This window comes from Streptomyces agglomeratus (genome assembly GCF_001746415.1).
In the GTDB taxonomy this organism is placed as follows: Bacteria; Actinomycetota; Actinomycetes; order Streptomycetales; family Streptomycetaceae; genus Streptomyces; species Streptomyces agglomeratus.
The window spans coordinates 76,325-95,599 of the sequence record NZ_MEHJ01000001.1 but is presented as its reverse complement, the minus strand read 5'-3'; the positions used below and the strand labels follow the sequence as shown (position 1 = coordinate 95,599).

The 19,275-nt window shown below is 70.7% G+C and carries 17 protein-coding genes and 3 pseudogenes; 14 read left to right on the top strand and 6 right to left on the bottom strand.

The window, feature by feature from the left end:
• Window positions 1-13 precede the first annotated feature (13 nt).
• Window positions 14-253 carry a hypothetical protein gene (locus tag AS594_RS00485; RefSeq protein ID WP_069934893.1) on the top strand — a complete coding sequence of 80 codons (240 nt, stop codon included), beginning with the start codon at window positions 14-16 and terminating at the stop codon, window positions 251-253.
• A gap of 31 nt (window positions 254-284) precedes the next feature.
• On the opposite strand, the gene AS594_RS42590 is transcribed toward AS594_RS00485, so the two are convergent.
• Entirely contained in the window at window positions 285-1,172 is an 888-nt protein-coding gene (locus tag AS594_RS42590) for a hypothetical protein (RefSeq protein ID WP_069934892.1), read from the bottom strand.
• A 1,025-nt stretch (window positions 1,173-2,197) separates the two neighbouring features.
• Here AS594_RS42590 and AS594_RS47790 point away from each other — a divergent pair.
• From AS594_RS47790 to AS594_RS00455, 6 genes are all read left to right on the top strand, one after another.
• A complete protein-coding gene (locus AS594_RS47790) occupies window positions 2,198-2,461 on the top strand; it encodes a hypothetical protein (RefSeq protein WP_167367932.1) in 264 nt (87 codons plus the stop codon).
• 295 nt (window positions 2,462-2,756) lie between these two features.
• Window positions 2,757-3,611: an IS5 family transposase gene (locus AS594_RS00475; protein WP_079148671.1), complete on the top strand. Its 855-nt coding sequence runs from the start codon at window positions 2,757-2,759 to the stop codon at window positions 3,609-3,611.
• The gene (locus AS594_RS00470; RefSeq protein ID WP_176733066.1) at window positions 3,608-4,006 is read left to right on the top strand and encodes a hypothetical protein; all 399 of its coding nucleotides are present in this window, start codon (window positions 3,608-3,610) and stop codon (window positions 4,004-4,006) included. Before AS594_RS00475 ends, AS594_RS00470 begins: the two co-directional genes overlap by 4 nt.
• 89 nt (window positions 4,007-4,095) lie before the next feature.
• Entirely contained in the window at window positions 4,096-4,482 is a 387-nt protein-coding gene (locus tag AS594_RS00465) for an HAD domain-containing protein (RefSeq protein WP_420877761.1), read from the top strand.
• A gap of 410 nt (window positions 4,483-4,892) precedes the next feature.
• Window positions 4,893-5,339: a hypothetical protein gene (locus AS594_RS00460; RefSeq protein ID WP_141747128.1), complete on the top strand. Its 447-nt coding sequence runs from the start codon at window positions 4,893-4,895 to the stop codon at window positions 5,337-5,339.
• Between the two features lie 257 nt (window positions 5,340-5,596).
• Window positions 5,597-6,169, top strand: a complete 573-nt coding sequence (locus AS594_RS00455) for a hypothetical protein (protein ID WP_069935926.1) — start codon at window positions 5,597-5,599, stop codon at window positions 6,167-6,169.
• Between the two features lie 65 nt (window positions 6,170-6,234).
• On the opposite strand, the gene AS594_RS00450 is transcribed toward AS594_RS00455, so the two are convergent.
• Window positions 6,235-6,519, bottom strand: a complete 285-nt coding sequence (locus tag AS594_RS00450; RefSeq protein WP_069934889.1) for a hypothetical protein — start codon at window positions 6,517-6,519, stop codon at window positions 6,235-6,237.
• 337 nt (window positions 6,520-6,856) lie between these two features.
• On the opposite strand from AS594_RS00450, the gene AS594_RS00445 reads away from it, so the two are divergent.
• The 4 genes and pseudogenes from AS594_RS00445 (at window position 6,857) to AS594_RS00435 (ending at window position 10,723) form a co-directional block, all read left to right on the top strand.
• Window positions 6,857-8,422: a hypothetical protein gene (locus AS594_RS00445; protein WP_069934888.1), complete on the top strand. Its 1,566-nt coding sequence runs from the start codon at window positions 6,857-6,859 to the stop codon at window positions 8,420-8,422.
• A 394-nt stretch (window positions 8,423-8,816) separates the two neighbouring features.
• Window positions 8,817-9,494, top strand: a pseudogene (locus AS594_RS45750) (MFS transporter); the annotation flags it as partial.
• Between the two features lie 67 nt (window positions 9,495-9,561).
• The gene (locus tag AS594_RS45745; RefSeq protein ID WP_240509322.1) at window positions 9,562-10,098 is read left to right on the top strand and encodes a hypothetical protein; all 537 of its coding nucleotides are present in this window, start codon (window positions 9,562-9,564) and stop codon (window positions 10,096-10,098) included.
• 259 nt (window positions 10,099-10,357) lie between these two features.
• Window positions 10,358-10,723 (top strand): SH3 domain-containing protein, encoded by a 366-nt coding sequence (locus AS594_RS00435; protein WP_069934887.1) that lies wholly within the window; start codon window positions 10,358-10,360, stop codon window positions 10,721-10,723.
• A gap of 371 nt (window positions 10,724-11,094) precedes the next feature.
• On the opposite strand, the gene AS594_RS00430 is transcribed toward AS594_RS00435, so the two are convergent.
• On the bottom strand, window positions 11,095-11,754 hold the full coding sequence (locus AS594_RS00430) for a BlaI/MecI/CopY family transcriptional regulator (RefSeq protein ID WP_069934886.1): 660 nt from the start codon (window positions 11,752-11,754) through the stop codon (window positions 11,095-11,097).
• Window positions 11,755-12,128: 374 nt separating this feature from the next.
• Here AS594_RS00430 and AS594_RS00425 point away from each other — a divergent pair, with 374 nt between their 5' ends.
• Complete coding sequence (locus AS594_RS00425) at window positions 12,129-13,439, top strand: MFS transporter (RefSeq protein WP_069934885.1); 1,311 nt, start codon at window positions 12,129-12,131, stop codon at window positions 13,437-13,439.
• 771 nt (window positions 13,440-14,210) lie between these two features.
• Here AS594_RS00425 and AS594_RS00420 read toward each other — a convergent pair.
• The gene (locus AS594_RS00420; protein ID WP_069934884.1) at window positions 14,211-14,510 is read right to left on the bottom strand and encodes a hypothetical protein; all 300 of its coding nucleotides are present in this window, start codon (window positions 14,508-14,510) and stop codon (window positions 14,211-14,213) included.
• Between the two features lie 412 nt (window positions 14,511-14,922).
• Here AS594_RS00420 and AS594_RS00415 point away from each other — a divergent pair, with 412 nt between their 5' ends.
• Together AS594_RS00415 and lexA are read left to right on the top strand one after the other, a co-directional pair.
• On the top strand, window positions 14,923-15,633 hold the full coding sequence (locus tag AS594_RS00415; RefSeq protein WP_069934883.1) for a hypothetical protein: 711 nt from the start codon (window positions 14,923-14,925) through the stop codon (window positions 15,631-15,633).
• Between the two features lie 223 nt (window positions 15,634-15,856).
• Window positions 15,857-16,542: pseudogene (lexA, locus tag AS594_RS00410) on the top strand (transcriptional repressor LexA).
• A gap of 242 nt (window positions 16,543-16,784) precedes the next feature.
• Here the strand turns inward: lexA and ku are convergent.
• A pseudogene (gene ku / locus AS594_RS00405) lies at window positions 16,785-17,689 on the bottom strand (non-homologous end joining protein Ku).
• 568 nt (window positions 17,690-18,257) lie between these two features.
• Window positions 18,258-19,004, bottom strand: a complete 747-nt coding sequence (locus AS594_RS00395; RefSeq protein ID WP_079148670.1) for an ATP-dependent DNA ligase — start codon at window positions 19,002-19,004, stop codon at window positions 18,258-18,260.
• Between the last annotated feature and the right edge of the window lie 271 nt (window positions 19,005-19,275).

The window sequence follows — 19,275 nt, the reverse complement described above, 5'->3', positions numbered from 1 at the left end:
GAGGTGGGGACCGGTGAGTGGACTGTGGCAGCGGGTACTTGCCGCCTGCACAACCGACCGGCACCCGCCCCATGACCGCGAGGAGTTGCTCGCCCTGGGCGCCGCCGAGCTCGCCCACACCCGCAGTCCGGGCGGCCGGGCTGCGACCGTTGAGGATGTCCAGCGTGTGGCCCGGGAGGACTTCGGCCTCTTCCTCGACGAGCACCAGGCGCGTACCGCTCTTGCCGAGCGCCGCACGGAGCGCGCCAGGTGATGACCCACCCGCGCGTTCTGGCGGTCTTCCTTCAGACCGAGGATTGACCGGCTGCCCGCAGCCGCGTGCCGCGTGTCCGGTTAGAGCCAGGTGCCTTCGAGGGCCTGGCGGTCGCCGGTGAGCGCGTAGCGGCGTACGGCGAGGATGGTCTCGGTGTCGCTGCCGATGTCGTTGGCGAACCGGGCGAGACGGTGTCGACGGCTTCTTGTTCGGAGAGGTAGGGCGGGGCGAGTTCGAGGGCGCTCTGTCCCAGCCGGCCGCCGGCGGTCCTCTCGTCGACCAGGCGCCGTACCGCGTTCGCGTCAGCGGGATGCCGCTCGGTGTCAGCCAGTGCCCGCTCCAGAGCGCCGCCGTCATCCTCAAGGGTGTCGCCAGCTGTGTCGTCGGCGCCGGGGGTGGCCAGCGGTTCGCGGCGGAGCTCGTCGACGGCCTGGCCCACGATGGCGCGCACTTCGGGCCATTCGACGTGTCCGGCCTGGGCGGCCGCGGTGAGCCGTTCGGTGACGAGGGTGGTGAGTTCGTCGAGCCGGCCGTGGATCTCGCGCAGCGCCCGCTGCGACAGCCCCAGATCCACCAGCCCGGCAGGGTCGGTGTCACCCGCGGGTGACACCTCGGTCAGGACGCCGGCGGCACCGGTCGCCCGGCTCAGTCCTTCGGAGGATTCCGCGATGTCGATCAGCCGGTACGCCTGCGCCCTGCTGATGCCCAGCTCCACCTGCGCGTACTCACCCCACCCGCTGTGCCCCAGCGCCACCCACACCCGCGCCCGGTGCGGGTCCCGCACCCGCTGGGCCAGCACCACAGCCGCCCGCCGTGCCTCACCGATCGCCGCACGCAGCTGCTCGGTCAGCCGTTCCGCGTCCAACCGGCCCACCGGCTCCAGCCCCGCACCCTGACCCTGCTCACCCGAGGAACCCACACCTTCATGCTGCTCTCAATGAGCCCGGCTGGACAGAGGGTGGGAGAAGCGCACGTGCTGCCGGGCTGGTATGGGGGTGGGGGGCCCTGAGGGGTGGCAGGGTCCCCCCACGGGTCCGTAAGAGACGGATATGCACCCACGCATCGGCGGAACAACGACCACCAGGGCGTCACGGTCACGCTCTGCCCGGGGAGGTCCTGCCTGCGAGCGTCGTGATCTTGGCTCTTCTGGGGAGTGTCGCGGGGGACCGTGGTCGGATGGCTCTGGGGCGGGACGGCTGGGGGTGGGACCCCCGGTCCGTTGGGGCCCCCGAAGCGTGCGGTCCGAAATCCGCGGATGTGCACGCTCCGACCGGCTCGACATCGCGGGTGTCTTGGGTCACGGTCCAGTCGGGTGAAGTGTGGTGGGCGGCGCCGTTTCGGTCGGGGCAGGGCCGCTGGGGTGGGGCAGGCTGGCGAGCAGGTGCCTGTGGTGTGGCGCCAGCAGGCCGGCGTGGTGCGGGGCCGTCCATCCAAGCCCTCGTTCCCGCACCACGCTGTACTGGTCAAAACGGCTCCCGGGCCGCAGCGGCTCGCCGCCTCTACCGCCCCGCCGGACTGCGAAACCCTGGCGAGGCGGAGTGCTGCGCAGCAGTCCCGGGGGGAAAGACCCCAGATCGCGCTTTTTCGCAGCTCAGCGCCGGGGTTCCATGGGGCGATGATCAGCATGTCGCCGGTTCGCCCGGGGAACGGGTGCCGCTACCTCTTCCGCGGCGTGATGGTCGGCGATGGCCACCGCGCTGTGGGCAAGCCGCTGCGCGCCGCCCAGGACGAAGCTGGTGTCCCGCCCGGCGTGTGGATGGGCAGGGGACTGGCTGCGGTCGGTCTCAAAGACGGGGAGGTGGTGACCGAGCGGCAGGCCGAACTGCTCCTGGGGGGGGGCCGGCACCCGGACGCCGACCGGATCGAGCGCGAGCTCCGGGCCTGCGCAGGGCAAGAGCCCGGCGCAGGCCCGGCGGGCGACTGTGCTGGGCAGGCCGATCGAGCATGCACCTGGTGTTCCGGCCCCCGCCGACGGCACACATCGCGTGGGCGCTGGGTGACTACGAGACCCGCCTGGTGCTGGAGCTGTGCCAGGACATCGCCCGGGACAAGACGCTGGCGTGGCTGGGGGATGCGGTCGCACAGATCCGCTGGAAAGGCGGCGGCAAGCGCCGCGCCCGGGTCAAGGTCGCACTACAGAAGCCCCCGCCTGCCGATGCTTGGGGACGCTGCAGCTGTGCCGGTTGCAGACTGCACCGTCGACCTTGACCGCTCGGCAGAACGCGGCATGCCCCTCACAACGGTCGCCGCCCGGGGCGGGCCTACTGCGGCAAATCCGCGCTGTGCCTGAGCCTACCCAGGTACAGCGCCCGAGGTCTGCGGCGCGCTCAGGTGTGTGCAGTTCGCACGGCGCCCCCGTGACCTTGACCGGGCCAAAGCACCACTCCTTCGGCATGGTCTCAGTGGGCGTTAAGTCCGGTCTTCCTCGGTTCGTGATCGCTCGATCGTGGTACTGATCGCCGTCCCGGCCGCCTGGTGAGCATGTCCATGTTGAGATGCGAGCGTGAAGAGAGAGCCGTACCTCAGCGACTTATCAGACGAGCAGTGGGCGTTGATCGAGCCGATGATCACGGCCTGGAAGCAGGACAGGGTGGCGCGGTCGGCGACCGGAGATCCCGGGTCCTGCGACCTCCGGGAGGTCGTGAACGCGATCTTCTATCAGAACCGGACGGGCTGTCAGTGGCGCCTTTTGCCTCATGACTTCCCGGCCTGGTCGGCGGTGTTTTACTACTTCGGCCTGTGGCGTGAGGACGGGCTGGACCAGCGGATCCAGGAACTCCTGCGCTGCCAGGTGCGGGAGAAGGCCCGCCGATTAGAGGACCCGTCCCTCGTGATCATCGACACGCAGTCCGTCCGCGCCGCGGCGGGTGTCCCGAAGACCACGACGGGGCTGGACGCGAACAAGAAGGTGTCGGGGCGCAAGCGGGGACTGGCCGTCGACGTTCTGGGGCTGATCATCGGCGTCGTCGTCCTGGCCGCCTCCGCGCACGACAACGCCGCCGGCACCGCCCTGCTCGACCAGGCCGCCGAGCGGTGCGGGATGCGCCTGGAGAAAGCGCTGGTGGACCAGGGCTTCAAGGACGAAGTCATCATCCACGGCGTCCTGCTGGACATCGACGTCGAGGTCGTCCGCCGCAACCCTGCTGACCAGGGCAAAGGGTTTGTCCCGCAGCCGAAGCGGTGGGTGGTCGAGCAGACGAACGGCACGTTGATGCTGCACCGGCGTCTGACCCGGGAGTACGACCACCGGCCCGACACCTCCGCCTCACGCGTCTACTGGGCCTCCACCGCGAACATGGCCCGCCGCCTCACCACCCCCGCTCCGGCCTGGCGCGACATTCTCGGGCTGGCCGCGTGAACGTCTCCGAGCTCCTGGCCTACCTTCAAACCCAGCAGGACGAGGCCACCACCCGGGCCGCAGAACTACGCGGCCAGATCGAGCACCTCACCGCTGCCCTGGCCGAGAGCGAAGCGCGACTCACGGATCTGGCCACCACTCGAAAAGTCATCACGGAGGCCGCACCAGCAGGAGCCGAACCCGATCCACCCGAGGCGAACACCGCCTACCAGGACATCGTGAACGCGTTCAACCAGCACCCCGACCAGGTGTTCCGAGCTCGCGAGCTGCACGAACTCCTCGGCATGCCCACCGACGAGGCATCCGTCAACATCACCCGCAGCCGCCTCGGCCGCCTCACCCGCCAAGGCTTCCTCACCCAACCCGGACGAGGCCATTACCAGAAACGGACTTAACGACCTCTGAGACGCACCGGCTTCTTACACCTCGCTGGGAAGCCGCCGAGCGGCGCCGGCTGACTCAGTGGGGGCTGCCGGACAAGCGGATGAAGCCGCTGCGGGTGTGGCTCAACCCGGATCACGGCCCGGCCCTGGACGCGCTTCCCTTCGACCTGGTGTGGGCAACAACGTGGGAAGAAGAGGCCAACGCCTACGTCGCACCGGTCCTGGGACTGCCCGAGCTGCCCTTCATCGCCTGGTCCTCACCGCGCCCCGTGCCTGGCGGTGGCCTGTTCTGGAAGACGCCTGAGATCGTCACGTGGGCGAAAGGCCGGGCCTTCGCCTGGATCGACGACGACATCACCCAGGCGGACCGCACCTGGGTCAAGGAGCACCACGACGGCCCTGCCCTACTCCACCGAGTCGACCCCCGATGCGGCCTTGCCCTCGACGACTTCGCCGCGCTGACGGCATGGGCGACCTTCCTGGAATGATTCGACGGCTGGTCGACGACCGGTTGTGACGAGGTTCCGCATGAGCGCCCTCGCACGCAATTCGCTCTGTGCTGGCGGCGGGCGGCTGCTCAGGCCACCGCAGGGCGCACCGACCTCAAGTCGACGGCCCGGGCAGCCGGGGCGCACCGAGGCCGGTACGTCTGGATCACCACGTGGCGCCGGGCGGGCGCCGTTGTGCCTCGCTGTCGCCGCGACTGAGCCCGCCCCCGCCGGCCGCAACCGCCAGCATGCTGTAGTGCGCCAGCGCGTGACAGCCACCACTGAACGATTTTTGAGTGCGTTCAAATATGGTGGAGGTCCGGCCCGCCAGGACGGCATGAGGGCAGTTGCCCGGGGGAGGGGTTGGCATGGGCCGACAGTTGTGGCGCCCAATCGTCATCGTGGGGGCTGTGGGGACACTGACGGTGTCCTGTGGCTTGGCTGCGGTGATCCATGCCGCAGAGGTTTCAGCGGATCAGGTTGCGGGGCGGTGGATCAGCGAGGGGGGAACATCCCTGACCTTCCACGAGGACCACGCCTTTACCGCCGAGGACTTCGACGAGTTGGCCGTCTCATCGGGCTGCGAGAACCCTTCGGCCCTGTCATCCGGCCGCTGGGCGTTCCCCACCGAGGGCAGCCCGTTGATCACCCCTGATGAGACCGTTACACGTGGCACCGTGCTGTCGCTGACCTTCTCCGCCGGTGAGTGCGAGGTGACCGCCTACCTGTTCGGTGACGAAGACGACCCTGTGCTCTGTCCGACCGATGACGCGGATGTCGGCTGCCCCATGGACGACTATCTCCGCCCGACACCAGATCACGGCTCTCGACTCGTGAAGCCGCCCGCAGTCGGGTGACAGGGTCGCCGGAACGGGACCGGGCGCAAACCCACGGCGGAGGCCGAACGGCTGGCCCGCGTCATGGCCGCCCTGGCGGCCGACGGCATGACCGCCGAGAACAGACGAGGTCTGCCGTCGGGCGGGAGACCACCGCACGTTGCCGACTCACCGCTCGGGAACGCGCCCTGCGGCCAGAAAAATGTGCTGCCCAACCGGCAAGCGGGTAACTCATAGTGGACCGACACCACCCCGGCACGAGCGAACGGACCGACCCCGTGACCACCGCCTACAGCGAATCCTCCACCGAGCGCACCCCCGGACGGGCCTGGACCATCCGTCTCACCGGGCACGCCGACCGTTCGGCAACCGTCACCTGCGGCACCGCCGCGTGCCGGATGCCGCCCCGCTCCAGGAACCTCGCCGTGCTGCGCGCCTTCGCCGCCCAGCACGTGGCCGCCCACGCCAAGGCCGCCACCGTCCGCCCGAACGCCGCCTGCCACTGCCGCGCCCAGCGCTGTGCCACCCACGAACACACCCGCGTCCATTGCGCCGGCACCGTCGTACTCATCCTGCGCCACGACCCGACCGTCGGCCGCGTGTGGACGCTCGAAGAGGTCTGCGAAAGCTGCGCACCGCTGATTTCGAACGCCACAATCCTCGCCCGCGCCGCACGCACGCGGGCCCCGGCCCCCGCAGAGGCCGCCAAGAAGATTGCGGTGCCCGCGCAATCCGGTGTGCCCGGCGGCTTCTTCTCCTCGCCCTCCGCTGCGCCCGTTGGGGAGCCCACAAGCCGTCGCCCCGGCCGCGCAGCGCACCAGCCGCGGCGCGGCGCAGGGGCGCTGACCTGAGGGCCCGATCCGGTAAATCTCAGGTCGGCGGCTCAACTCCACGCAGCGCTCCGGCCCAACCGCCGCTAGACGCTGAACATGCCCACGACGGTGATGCTGCTGCCGAATCCAGCCGCGCCGAGGATCGTTCCGGTGATGGCGGTCCACAGGCGGCCGGTGCCTTGGTACGCGTAGTGGATACCGGCCACGCCGGCGATGACGGCGAGCGGCCCGGCGATACCGGCGATGACGGCGAACATGAACGCGGGCGTCCACAGGCCGACGACGGCGAATACCCCGAGGACGACGGCGGTGGGGCCCAACGCGACTGCGGGTGTGTCGGCTGGGCCGGGCGTGGTCGGCTGAGGCATAACCTGACTCCCTGTTTGAACGCGTTCAAATCGTAGGGTGAGCGTACCAACTCGAGGAAGGGCGCACGCGGTTGGGGCGCGGGGGTGCGGGACGGACCGCTGGTCGGGGGCGTCCGCCACAGCCCGGCGCGCCCCAGGACACGATCACGTCCGGCTGTCTGCTCCTGCTGGGCGCTCCCGCCAGGCGGGACGCCCATCACGAGGGTGCGTTGCTCGTTCCCGCAGGGCGGGACGCGTGATCGCGCGCCGCTGTGCGGCCGCACAGGCGGGGCAAGCTGCCGCCAGCCGCCGTCCTCGGGCCGCGCGGCGCCCCACCGCCGAGCAGAAGGTCCCCTCGATGAGCGAACAGCACACCCCCCTGCCCGACGACTTTCGTATCTGGCTGACCGAGCGGGGAGAGGACGCGTACGCCCTTGCGTGGGTGGCCGCGGGGAGCGAGCCGACCGGCTGGTCCGAGACCGAGGCACCCCGGGTGGGAGAGACCGGGATCGCCCGCACCGGCGCCGACCTCACACGCATCACGGTGCAGGAGGTCACCCACGGCCGGCAGGAGACGCTGCGGCGATGGCTCCAACTGGACAACGGAAGGCGGCAACTGGCCATCATCACCGCCGAGCTCGGCGGTCTGCGCGAGCACACCCCCGGCGAGCTGGCCGCCCACCTGATGCACGACCCGGACAGCGACGAAGCCCGTCTCACCGACCTGCTGGCCAGCTGGCTCTACCGGCGCAACGCCGAGGCGCCGCAGGGCCTCGAGCTCGGATGGATCGCCGCGGCCGCCGCCTGGACCTGTCACATGCGCGCCTTCACCAGCTACCCGCCGCCCTCCGTGCTCACCCAGAGCCTTGAGAGCGCCGGTGAAAAGGACGAGGCCACCGCAGAGTTGGTAGCCAGCACCGGGCTGAGGACGGCCGACCTCCTCGACCGGCTGGAGCGCCCCTACCGCCCCCGTGCCGAGCTGATCGAGGACTGGCACGCCGTGGAATCACTGGCCGCAGACGTCCCGGCGCTCACGGGGATGGCCGACTGGCTGCTCGACCAGATCGCCCTGCGCGACGCGCACGCCCAGCAGCTGCGGGCCGTCCTGGAACCGGACATCACCGACCACCTGCGCGACCGGCGGACCGACGGCTACCTGCTGGGCGTCACCGTCCCCGCACTCGACGCACAGCGCACCGCGCACCTGAACCAGGCCCGCGAGACCGTCCGCGCCTACACCGCCGCCGCGCACTCGGGACGCGAACGCGAAGCGCAGCAACTCCTGGACGCCTTCCCGATCCCGGCCCGCTCCCTTAAGACCAGCGGCCCGGCCGCCGCCTGGCGGAGGAACTCGGCCACCGCACAGGACGCCGTCGAGGCCCTGGCCGCGCAGCGCGCAGCGACCACGGCCGAGAACAGCGCCGACTACTTCGCCGACCCTGACCTGCTGCACGCCGAGACCTCTTACCTGGCCGCGCGCGAGGGGCAACTGCACCTCATGCACGATGCGCTCGGACGCCTGGCCTACCCCGCCCCGGCCCCCCGTGACCTGCCCGAGGAGCTCGCCCCGGTCGCGGCCGCGCAGACCCAGCGCCGTGTCATCGAGGCCTTCGGCACCCTCGGCCGCGCGGCTCAGGTACTGGACGGGCTGATCAGCTACCAGCTCCAGCAGCCGGTGCCCGCCCACCGGCGTGCCACCACCGGCGCGGAGACCGACCTGCTGACCACGGCCCGCGACGCACTCGGGTACACGGTCGCCGGTGTGCCCCTCGACGAGGAGCACATCCGCGCCCGGCTGCAGGAGGCCCTGGCCCGCCCCGCCGGTCGCGAACCGGTGGCCCCCACCGCCCACGACGAGGCGTACACCCAGGCGCTGGCCGCCGGTTCCACCGCTCCCGGAGTGCACCGGCGACCTGGGCACTGAGCACCACCATCTCCCAGCTGCACCATCCCCTCTTCACGTGTCGCGTTGCGTGAAGGGCGCCAGCGGCGGGTCATGCCCTGCCGACCGGGCGCCGTCCACCACCCATCACCGCGCCCTGCCGCGTACGCCCTGCGACCAGGCTTCAAGAGGCGGACCGGCAGTACAGCTTGCCGCGCCAGGTGCTGACACGAAGCGGCCGCAGCCGACCGCTGGCGGGGAAGCGGCATTGAAGCCCGCTGCAGGCCCTGCTGGGCTTCTCGCCACAGCGGTCCGTCCCCCCGAGCCGCTGCCGCCGTCCCTACGGCGCACGCCGTCCGCACGGGTATCCGACGTGCGGACGGCTCCCTCCTTCCAGGCACCCCGATCCCCCCTTTCTTGAAAAGGCAGGCAGGCGATGGCCTACGCGCAGGTCCGTGACGTACCCAGCACCACCCTGGCCCCGGACCCCGCGCCGCAGCCACCCGCACCCCTGGGGCCGGCCGCCGGGCCACCGGCCCCCCGCACACCACCGTCCTTCCGCGCCGTGCTGCACCACCGATATTGCAGCCGCCTGCTGATCGCCTCGGTAGCGGGCCGCCTGCCACTGGGAATGATGCCCGTCGCCCTGATCCTGGCGGCACAAGAAGACGGCCACTCCCTCGCCACTGCCAGCCTGCTGGCCGCCCTCTACGGCATCGCCCCCGCACTCGGACTGCCCCTGCTCGGGCGGCTGGCAGACCTGCGCGGTCTGCCGCTGCCCTGCCACCTGGGAGCCGGGGTTGCCGCGGCGGCGCTGAGCGCCCTGGCCCTCACGGGCACCTCCAACCTGCCGTTCGCAGCCCTGTGCGTCGCACTGGCCGGAGCCGGATGCCCGCCACTGGAAGGCGGCCTGCGCTCCCTGTGGCCAACCCTGCTGCCCGACGCCGCCCACGTACGCACCGCCTACACCCTGGACTCCTCCACTCAGGAGATCGTCTACGTCACCGGGCCCGCGCTCGCCATCGCGATGGCCGGCTGGCTGTCCCCGGCCGCAGCTCTCGCCTTGGCGGCCGCCGCCACCCTGGCCGGATCCATAGCCTTCGCCACCGCCCGGCCCACGCGCACCTGGCGAGCCGTACCGCGCCACCGCGACCGGCTCGGCGCACTGCGCCCCCCCGGCAATGCGACCTCTGCTGGCCGCCCTGGTCTTCTTCGGCGCCACCGTCGGCGCCCTCGACGTTGCGGGGATCGCCGCGTCCGACCACCACCACGCCGCCTGGCTGGCGGGCGCCCTGCCCGCGGTCTTCTCCGCGGCCGGGCTCCTCGGCGGCATCCTGTTCGCCCGCTACCAGCCCTCCACCGCACCCGGACCCCGTCACCTCATACTGCTGGCCGCCGGGTACGCAACCTGCTGGCTGCCGCTCCTCGCGCCCGCCCCGCCGCTGGTGATCCTCGCCCTGGCCGTCCTGCCCGGCGCCCTGTTCGTCCCCGTGCTCACCGTGGCGAGCCTGACCCTCACCTCACAGGCACCGTCGGGAACCACCACCGAAGCCATCGGCTGGCTCTCCAGCGCCATGCGCCTGGGACTCGCGGCGGGCACCGCCCTGGCCGGACCACTCGGCGGCCACTTCGCCCTCCCCCTGCTCGCCGCCGCCCTGTGCGCGCTGCTCTTCAGCACCCGCACCACCACGCCCGCACCGGTAGCCGCAACCGCGTGAGCCACACCGGCTTCCACGTGGCGCCCGTCGCACGGTTCCCATCTGCCGGAACAGCGACCGGGATTGCGGTGCCGGGCCCTGGCACCGGGAGACCGCATCCCCGTCCGAGGGCCCTGTTCGCCCGCAGGCTCTCGTGCACAGCCGCCGGCCCGCGGCTAACCGCTGGAGCGTTCCCCCGCCCCGGTGTTGCCGCGCGCGCCGTCGGTGTCGCCCGTCCGCAGGCCCCTCCGGCCACCGCATCCTTTCCTCAGGAGACTTCGTGATCAACCTCAAGAACAAGATCATCCAGCGTGCGGGCATCGCCGTGGCGACCGTCGCGATGGGCGCCGCAGGCACCATGGCGGCCGCCCCCGCCGCCCACGCAAACCCTTCCACCCAGGTTCAGGCGGCCAACTCCTGCCCCACCTGGACCGTGATGGGCAACGGGGTCAACTTCCGCACCGGCCCCGGCACCAGCTACAGGTCGATCGGGCTGCTGTACCGCTTCGACTACGGGACGCGCGTCTCGAGCACCCGGTCCTGGGTCAAGATCAAGCTGTCCGCCAGGTCGAAGACCGGCATGCGGGCCGGCACCACCGCCTGGGTCTCCAAGGCCTACGCCTACCAGTGCGTGTACATGAACTGACCAGCTGCTCGCCCGGCGCCGCAGCTGGGACCAACGCGCTCCGCGCACGGCGCACACCGGCCTCGCCACTGGGCAGCTCACCGACCACGGCGCGCGCCCGCCCAGGCCCTCTCGCCAGATGCACACCGGGCGGGCGTCGCCGCGTCGGGGCCCGGCCCACCTGCTGCCCGCGCCCCCTCTGCGCAGCTCGCCCACACCGGCGACGCGGGCAGCACCACCTGGAGGCGTCGCCGTCTGGCCCGCAACCCGCCGCCTGCGTCTCTGACCGTGCGGGCGGGGGCGGGGAGAGGGGCAACTTGAGGCCGTCACCGTGCTGCTGCCCAGGCGTCATCGTCGCTCAGGACGCTCAGCAGCGGTCGTCGCGGTAGTGGCTAGGCGTCCGCCGGGACCTTCTCGCTCGCCTTCTCGGCGGCCGACTCGGGCACCGACTCGACGGCGGCGGGCGCGGTGTACATCACCGAGTTCTGCTTGTTCTCCTTCTCGATGCTTCCCTTCTTGACGAGGCTTTCCAGGCTGTTGCGCACCACCTGGATAGAGGTCGACCGGCCGTGCTTGTCCGCGAGTTCGGTGTGGACCTCGCGGGCCAGGTGCGGATGCCCGGTCTGAGCACGCAGAACGCCCAGAACAACCTCGTGCAGCGGCGGCTCGACACTCTTCGGGGCCTCGGTGACTGACCTGGCGGCCTTCTTCGCCGGCGCCTCGGTGACAGACGCCTTCTTCTTCGGCGCGACCGCCCTCTTGGCCGACGCCTTGGTCCGCGCCACCCTCTTCTTGGCGCCGGAAGGAGCGGCAGCCGCCGGCGCAGACTCCTGTCGCGGCCGCGGCACAACCTGCGGTGCTTCAGCCTCGGCCGGTGCACCAGTCTCCTCGGCCACGGGTGCGTTCTGCAACTGCACCACCAGCCACTTCTCATCGCTCTGCAGTTGCTTCAAACGCCCACGCAGCTCCGCCTGCTCCTCACGGTTCGCCTTCAGATCGGCGGCATACTGCTCCGCATACCTGCTCTGAATGGGCGTGTTGTTCTCAGTCATAGCGATCGGCTCTCCTCGTAGTTGATTGTTGCCGCCGGATGCTACCTACCCCTGAGGGGCTGTAGATGCCTTGCGCCGCGATCTGCACCCCTGCGGGTGCATGGCTTCAAAACCGAAATCACCGCGTGCGAGCCGTGGTGCCGCGATCGACGGTGTACGGGTACCTCGACAAGACCAAGACCGTGCCCCGCCAGCCGAAGAAGACCGCCGCCGCGAAGTCCTGACCACCTACTTTGTGGCTGGTGTCTGAGCTAGGACTTCGGGGCCCGTTCGCGCCGGGCACGACGTTTATGCCGAAAGAGAAGACCCACCTCGCCTGCCGTTCCCTGGGAAAGGGTCGTGGGGTCAGTTCCGTTGACGTGTGGAGGTAGCCCGTGGGTCCGGACCTGAGCCGTGTGATGCGCTCTTCGCCGTACTGGCCGGTGATCAGTCACACGACGCTGCGGCGGGTCCTCCCGGGGTTCGCCGTCTCCTCGCTGGGTGACGGCATGGCCGTGGTGGCGGTGAGCTGGCTGGCGATTGAGCTGGCGCCGGTCGCGGAGCGCGGCGTCTGGGTGGCGCTGGCGGCGGCCGCCTACACCCTCTCCGGGGCGGTGGGCGCGCTGCTGCTCGGCCGCTTCCTGCGCCACCGCCGTCCCACCCAACTGGCTGGCTGGGACGCGGTGTTGCGGGCGGGCGCGCTGGGGGCCATCCCGGTGCTGCATGCCTTCGGCGCGCTCGGCATCGAGGGGTACGTTGCGCTGCTCGCGGTCTCCTCCGTGCTGCATGCCTGGGGGCAGGCGGGTGTCTACACGCTGATCGCCAGAGTGCTGCCGGAACGCGATCACCTGGTGGGCAACGCCGTGCTGTCCGGTGTGGGGTCGATCGCCACGGTGGTGGGGCCGCCGCTGGCCACGCTGCTGATCGTGTTCGGGGGCCCGGCGACGGTGCTGGCCGTGGACGCGACGACGTTCCTCGTCCTTGCGGTCACCTTCCTCGTCGCCGTCCCCAAGGACGCGGTCCCGGAGCCCGAGGACGACACGGCCTCGCGGACGGCTGGTTTCGCGGTGATCCGGCGCATCCCCGCGCTGTCCGGCCTCCTCGCCCTGAGCTTCGTGTTCTTCTTCCTCTTCGGCCCGGTGTACGTGGCGCTCCCGCTGCACGTGTCGGACGACCTGGGCGCCTCGGCCGGTGTGCTGGCAGCGTTCTACACGGCCTTCGGCATCGGCGCGGTGTTGGGTTCGGTGCTCACCGGCTTCCTCAGCCGGTGGCGATTGTGGCCCACGACGGTCGGCATCGTCATCGGCTTCGGCGTGCTGATGCTCCCCCTGGGCCTGGGTGCCCCAACGGCCGTGTCGGTCGTCTGCTTCGGGATGGCCGGGCTGCTCTGGCCGCCGTATTCGTCGCTGTCGACCACCCTCTTCCAGCGCTCGGCGCCCAGCGCGCTGCTGCCGCAGGCCCTCGCGGCGAGCTCCGCCGTCCGGGTGCTGTCGGTGCCCCTGGGCACCGCGCTCGGCGGACCGCTGGTGGCCAGCCTCGGCGCGGTCGGGACGCTGCGCCTGTCCGGTGCGGGCATCGCGGTGGTGGGCATGGTCGCCGCCGCCGCGCTGACCCTGCGCGCCTCGCGCAGGCGACCTGAACCGGCGGCGGGTGCCACGGAGTCGGCCGATGCGGACGCGGGGGCAGCGGCGGAAGCGCGGCCGTAGCCCGGCAGATGAGGGCTACCGCCTGGGCGGGGGTGCGGCAGGCCGCTGCGGGCGCCGTTGGCGCACGGGGTGGACGGCCCCGTGGCGGAGGCGGGGTGAACGGCCCTGTGGCGAGGGCCGGGCGGCGAGTCAGCCCGGGGTGTCGAGCACTCGGGACGTGGCGGTGAGGTAGCCGAGCTGGCCGCGGCTGTGGCTGCCCAACTCCTCGAAGGTGCACCGTACATGGACAAGCGAGATTCAGCAGGCCCTCGAAGCCCGCTTCGAGGGCCTGTTCGCGTTGCCGAAGCGGCGCACGACGGTCTGCCCGGGGAATCGGAGGGACGCGGGGATGCGGCGCCCCGCCCTTGCTATGGTGTGCGGCCCTACGCCACGTGCGAATGAAAACGTAGGGCCGCAGCCGCCCGTCCTGTCTGAAAGGCGGCCTTCCGCCAGACCGTACGACGACAAGCAGGGCACAGCGCGCTGCGCCCGGCCGAACGGGCGTGTCAGCAGCCCACCAGAGGAATTCGCGCTCCGGCACAGCGGGCGCGCCTGCGGCCCGAAGCCCCGGCTCTGAGGCGAGCGGGCAGGCGGTCAGGGACTGAAGCCTTCAGTCCCTGACCGGAGCCTCACTGTAGAACCTGCAGCTCAGAGCCGGGACGGGTATCAGGAAAGGGGCTGAAAGGGACCGAAGCTCGCAACAGGAAGGCCCATATGGGCATGTGGCCGTCGGCGCGTGCACCCGCTGGTCCCGCGCGAGCGGGCTCCAGACCATCTCTATGGTGGCGGCCTTCAGACGAACGGTTGGACCACCGGCTTGGCGTCGGAGTCGTGGACCAGCTCAGCAAGCTGGATGAGGAAGCCGCACGTAGTAAGACGCCCCTGGATACGGATGAAGTACGACCGATCGGAGCACTTGAAAATCTCTCGGCGGCGCACCTTCCACAAGCGGTCCTCGAAGGTGTCCACCGCCCGCACGAGAGCCATCTCCGCCTCTTCTGCGCTGCCCTCGAATTCCGTAACGGTCCGCGTCTCACGATCCGTCTCAGCAACACCGGCAACAGGTACGGCCAGCACTATCCATCGGGGCATCCCGCGTCAGTTCCTTCCCCCCTCGACGCCACCCGCCGCGACGCACACGAGGCCAGTGTGACAGGGCAGCAGCCGCACCGGACTGGCTGATCCAGAGCAGAATCTCGTGTATGAATCCGAGCCGCGTCTGGCCGACTCCGACACGCACCCGCGGATGCCCTGGCAGATGGCGGCCCGTCAGCGAGCAGGGCCCGCCCGGCAGGACTTCGCCGAACCTTGTAGGGGATGCGTCGGACTGTGTGACTGCTGTACCGATGACCGGCACCCGGCCGCTGGTTCTCACCGGTCGGGGGAATCCGGCACAACTGGACGCACTGGCCCGCCGGGAACGGCAGGCTGTCGACACGGGCACGCCGACCTTCCCGCAGACGCTGCCCGCACCACGATCATCGCCACACCGCTGGAGTTCCCTGTGACCTCGACCGAAACCGGTGCCGGACCCGGCGTCCGCACGATGCCGGCACCGCTGAACATGATGCGGCTCACCTACACCCACCACGAGGACTGGTACAGCACTCCGGACGACGGCCCCAGCTTCTGGAACGTCACCGCTGACATCTACGACCACGAAGGCCGCGGGGCACTCGAGCACGTCGGTGACTTCCAGTTCGTGCGCATCGATCCCTTCCGGACCCGCGACATGTGCGGCGTCCTGGACGGGCACGACGGCGACCTCGGCATGATGGCCGAGACTCTCCTCGACCCCTCCACCGGCCATTTCAGGGACGACCTCGACGAGTTCACCGAGCCGATCTACTCCAGCATGCTGATCCTCACCCACGCCCGGCTGGAAAAGCCCTGGCAGGGCTTCGGCCTCGGTGCACTGCTCACCGCACGCGCGATCGACAGGCTCAGCCCCGACTGCCGGGGCACCGCCTGCTTCCCAGCGCCGATCAACGGTGGCCCCAGCGACCCGGACGACCAGGAGACCCGCCCGCTCGCCATCGCCACCCTCGCCAAGGTGTGGGAGAAGATCGGCTTCAGGCACTACCGCGACGGCGTCTTCGTCGTCGACCTCGGCTCCGTCACCCTCGGCGAAGCGATCACAGCCCTGACCGACAGCGTCAGCAAGCTTCCCCAGACGAACGAAGACGACTACCTCGACGCGATCGACGCCCGGTAGCCACCGCGATCGAGGCGGGCCCTGCGACGCTCGCAGGGCCCGCGACCGGGCACGCACGGCAGACGAGGTCAGTGCACTCAACCGCGCCCAGCCCGGCGGATAGCAGGCCACGCCTCGACCGTCCGATGCAGCGCCGCCTCAGGTTTTCGAAACAGTGTTCCCTTTGTCGTGGTTGGCGGGTTACTGTCCCCCCAAGCAAGATCCCGCAAGGGGGGAGCACCACATGCACGCTGCCGAAACCGCAGGTCGGCCTGGTCGGCCGCCCGGCGTCCACGTCGACGCCGACGGCCTCACGCCCCGGCAGGTCGCGATCATCCGGTTCATCGAGCGGGAAGTCGCCCGGCAGGGGGATCCGCCCTCGATGCGGGAGATCGGCGCCGCCGTCAAGCTCAGCAGCACCTCCTCCGTCGCACACCAGCTCATGGCCCTGGAACGCAAAGGGGTCCTGTATCGCGACCCGAACCGGCCGTGCGCCTACCGCGTCCGTACTCGCTGGACCGACGACTTCCCCCAACCAACCACCTCGTCGGCACCGGCCATGGCCGACGTCCCCCTGGTCGGCCGGATCGCGGCCGGCGCCCCGATCCTCGCCGAGGAAACCGTGGAGGACGTTCTGACCCTGCCGCGGCGATTGGTCGGCGCGGGCCGCCTGTTCGCGTTGAAAGTGGTCGGGGACAGCATGATCGACGCGGCGATCTGCGACGGTGACTTGGTCACCGTCAGGCAGGCCGATTCAGCGGACCACGGCGACATGTGGCCGCCCTGCTGGACGGCGAGGCGACCGTCAAGCGCCTGCGCCGCGAGAACGGCCGCGTGTGGCTGATGCCCCACAACCCGGCCTACGAGCCGATCCCGGGCGACGATGCCGTCATCCTGGGAAAGGTGGTCGCCGTCCTGCGCACCCTGTAGACCAACGCAAAGCGGTCCGCCCGGTCGACGTGCGAAGGACGCCCGGGCGGACTCCGCTCCCCAGGCTGCCCTGCCACCGGCCGCCGCGCGCCTGGACACGGCCACAGCGTGCACCGAACGAGGCAGCCGCCCGGCCCCACCCCAATGAGAGCCCGACGCCCTGCGGCCTGCCTGGGCTGCACCGGGCCGGGCGTGCGCCCAGCATCACCCCGTGCCCGTGCGCGCCGCCACCGGGTGCCCGGCTACGCCGACCTCGGCCTGCGGCCACCGGTCTTCTTCGCCGGGTTCCTTGCCGTCTTCTTCTGGGCGGCGGGCTTCTTCGTGCCGCGCTGGGGCATGTCGTGGACGGTCGCCTCCTCGCTCCGGCTTTCGCCGCGCGACTCGCGGGCCGATTCCACGGACTGGCGCAGCGCCGCCATCAGGTCCACGACGGGAGCCGCGGCCGCCGGCTGCTCAGCGCCGACGGGTTGCTGGCCCTTGGACTTCTCCGCGAGCAGGTTCTCCAGCGCTTCGCGGTAATGATCGCGAAAACCGGTGATGTCGTCGGTGGTCATTGCTTCCATGAGGTCGATGGCCGCGTCGATCTCCGAGTCGTCGACCTTCACTTCCCTGGGGGTGAGGGAGGCGGGGAGCGGGTCTCGTCGGGCCAGCGCATGGAGTGCAGGACGATCGTGTCGCCCTTGATCCGCAGCAGGCCCAGGCGCTCGCGGTTGTGCCACGCGAACTTGGCCACCGCCACCTTCCCGGAGCGCTCCAGCGCCTGGCGCAGCAGTGTGTAGGGCTTGGTGGCGACCTGTCCGTCGGCGGCCAGGTAGTAGCTGTCACCGATGCGCAGCGGGTCGATGCTGTCGGCCGGCACGAACGCCACCACGTCGATCGCCTTCGCCGTCGGCAGCGGCATCTTGTCGAGATCCTCATCGGTGACCTCGACGATGGTGTCCTTCGTGACCTCGTAGCCCCGGCCGATCTCGCTCTGATCGAGCACCTGCCCGTCGAGCTCGCACGCCTTCTGGTAGCGGATCCGGCCCATGTCGGCCTGGTGGTACGGGTGGAAGGCGATGTTGTGGTTCTCGGTGGCCGGCAGGACCTTGATCGGGATCGTGACCAGCCCAAACGAGATGGCGCCGCTCCAGACGGGGCGTGGCATGACGACCTCCAGCAGGATGGGAAATCCAGCCTAAAACGGACAGGTGTGTGCGGCTCAGTAAAACTGTGCGACTCCCGACCTCAGGGAGCTGCGACCCGGTGGTCGGCGCGCGCTTACGTCGCAGTCGTGGTGGGATCGACGGTCATGGACAAGGCCGAAGACCATCACAGCGGGGGAGCGGGGCGGAGGGCGCAGCGCCGGCGGGCGCGGCTTGCTCTGGCAGGCCGTGCCAGAGACGCATCCGACCTCGCACTCCTTCTCGACATGCTCGCTCTCAGCCCCCAGCTGGACGGCGATGAGAATGCCAGCTGTGCGGGGACGGACCTGGCGGGGTTCAACGACGCTGTCTGACGACCGTGGGGGCGCCGTGCCCTGCCGCGCAGTGCGGCGGTGACCTCGACGATCGAAGCCGATAGCTCCCCAGCCGGCCCACAGCACCTCCCTGCCGTGCGAGGCGTGGAAGGCCGCTCGCCGGTGGACGCCGGTTGGTGGCAGGCCGTGGGCGGCCGTACGACGTCCCCCGCCACCTTCGGTCCGCGACGGTGGCGGTCCGGCGAGGCGCAGGTGGTCAGCCCGTCGGCCCGGGCGTGAAGCGGGGGATGTCGGCCGGGGAAAGGTCTGGGCGGGGCCGGTGCCAGCGGGCGGGGTGCCGCCAGCGCCCGGCGCTGTCGCGGGCGACGTCGACCCCGACCTCCACAACCAACTCAGGCCGCACGAGGGTGACGTGCAGGCTCTCGCGGGTGCCCCACCCTGCGGAGAACGTCCAGCCCTCCCACGGGTGCCCGTCTGCGGCCGGGGTGAGCAGGCGGGCGACGGCCCGGCCCGCGGCCTGGGGCAGGGTGGTGCTGCGGCCGACGTAGCGCAGGCGCCCGCCGGTGTCGTACCGGCCGAGCAGCAGCGTGCGGGGCGCGGCCGGGGAGCCGGTGAACGCCCCGACGACGGCGTCCTCGGTCTCGCGGACCTTGTACTTGCGCCACCCGCGCACGGACGGCTCGTAGACGCCCTCCAGCCTCTTGTAGACGACGCCCTCCACGCCGGCCGCTGTCCAGTGGGTCAGCCACTCGCGGACGGTGCCCTCGTCGGTGGTCGACGGACACAGCGCCCACGGCGCGGCGAGCCGATGCTCGACGAACAGCTTCTCCAACGCCTCCCGGCGCCGCCGGTAGGGCCACCGAGTCGTGTGCATGCCCGCCAATCGCAGCAGATCGAAGGCGGAATCCGACGGGTTCGCGGATTCATACACCTCCCTGATGGGGAACTCGCGGACCTTTGGCTGGTCAAAGTGGAGTTGGGCGTTAGGTTGCGCGAAAGTGATCTGGACCGTGGAAGGGGATGCGGCCTGTGAGCGACCCGGTCTTCCTTCATGGCCGGCTACGCCACCGCGACGGTCTGGCTGATCTCATGACCGTGACTACACGCTCCCCCCCCTCGTGCCGCCGCTGGCCCCGGCAAGGCTGCGATCTCGCCCTCACAGGCGTCATCATCGACGGCAAATGGATGTCACCGGCGCGGTGTTCTCCGACGCCAATATGGGCTGGCTGTGTCAAATTGCCGCCGCGGCTATTTACGGTTGCGACTCTGGTCTC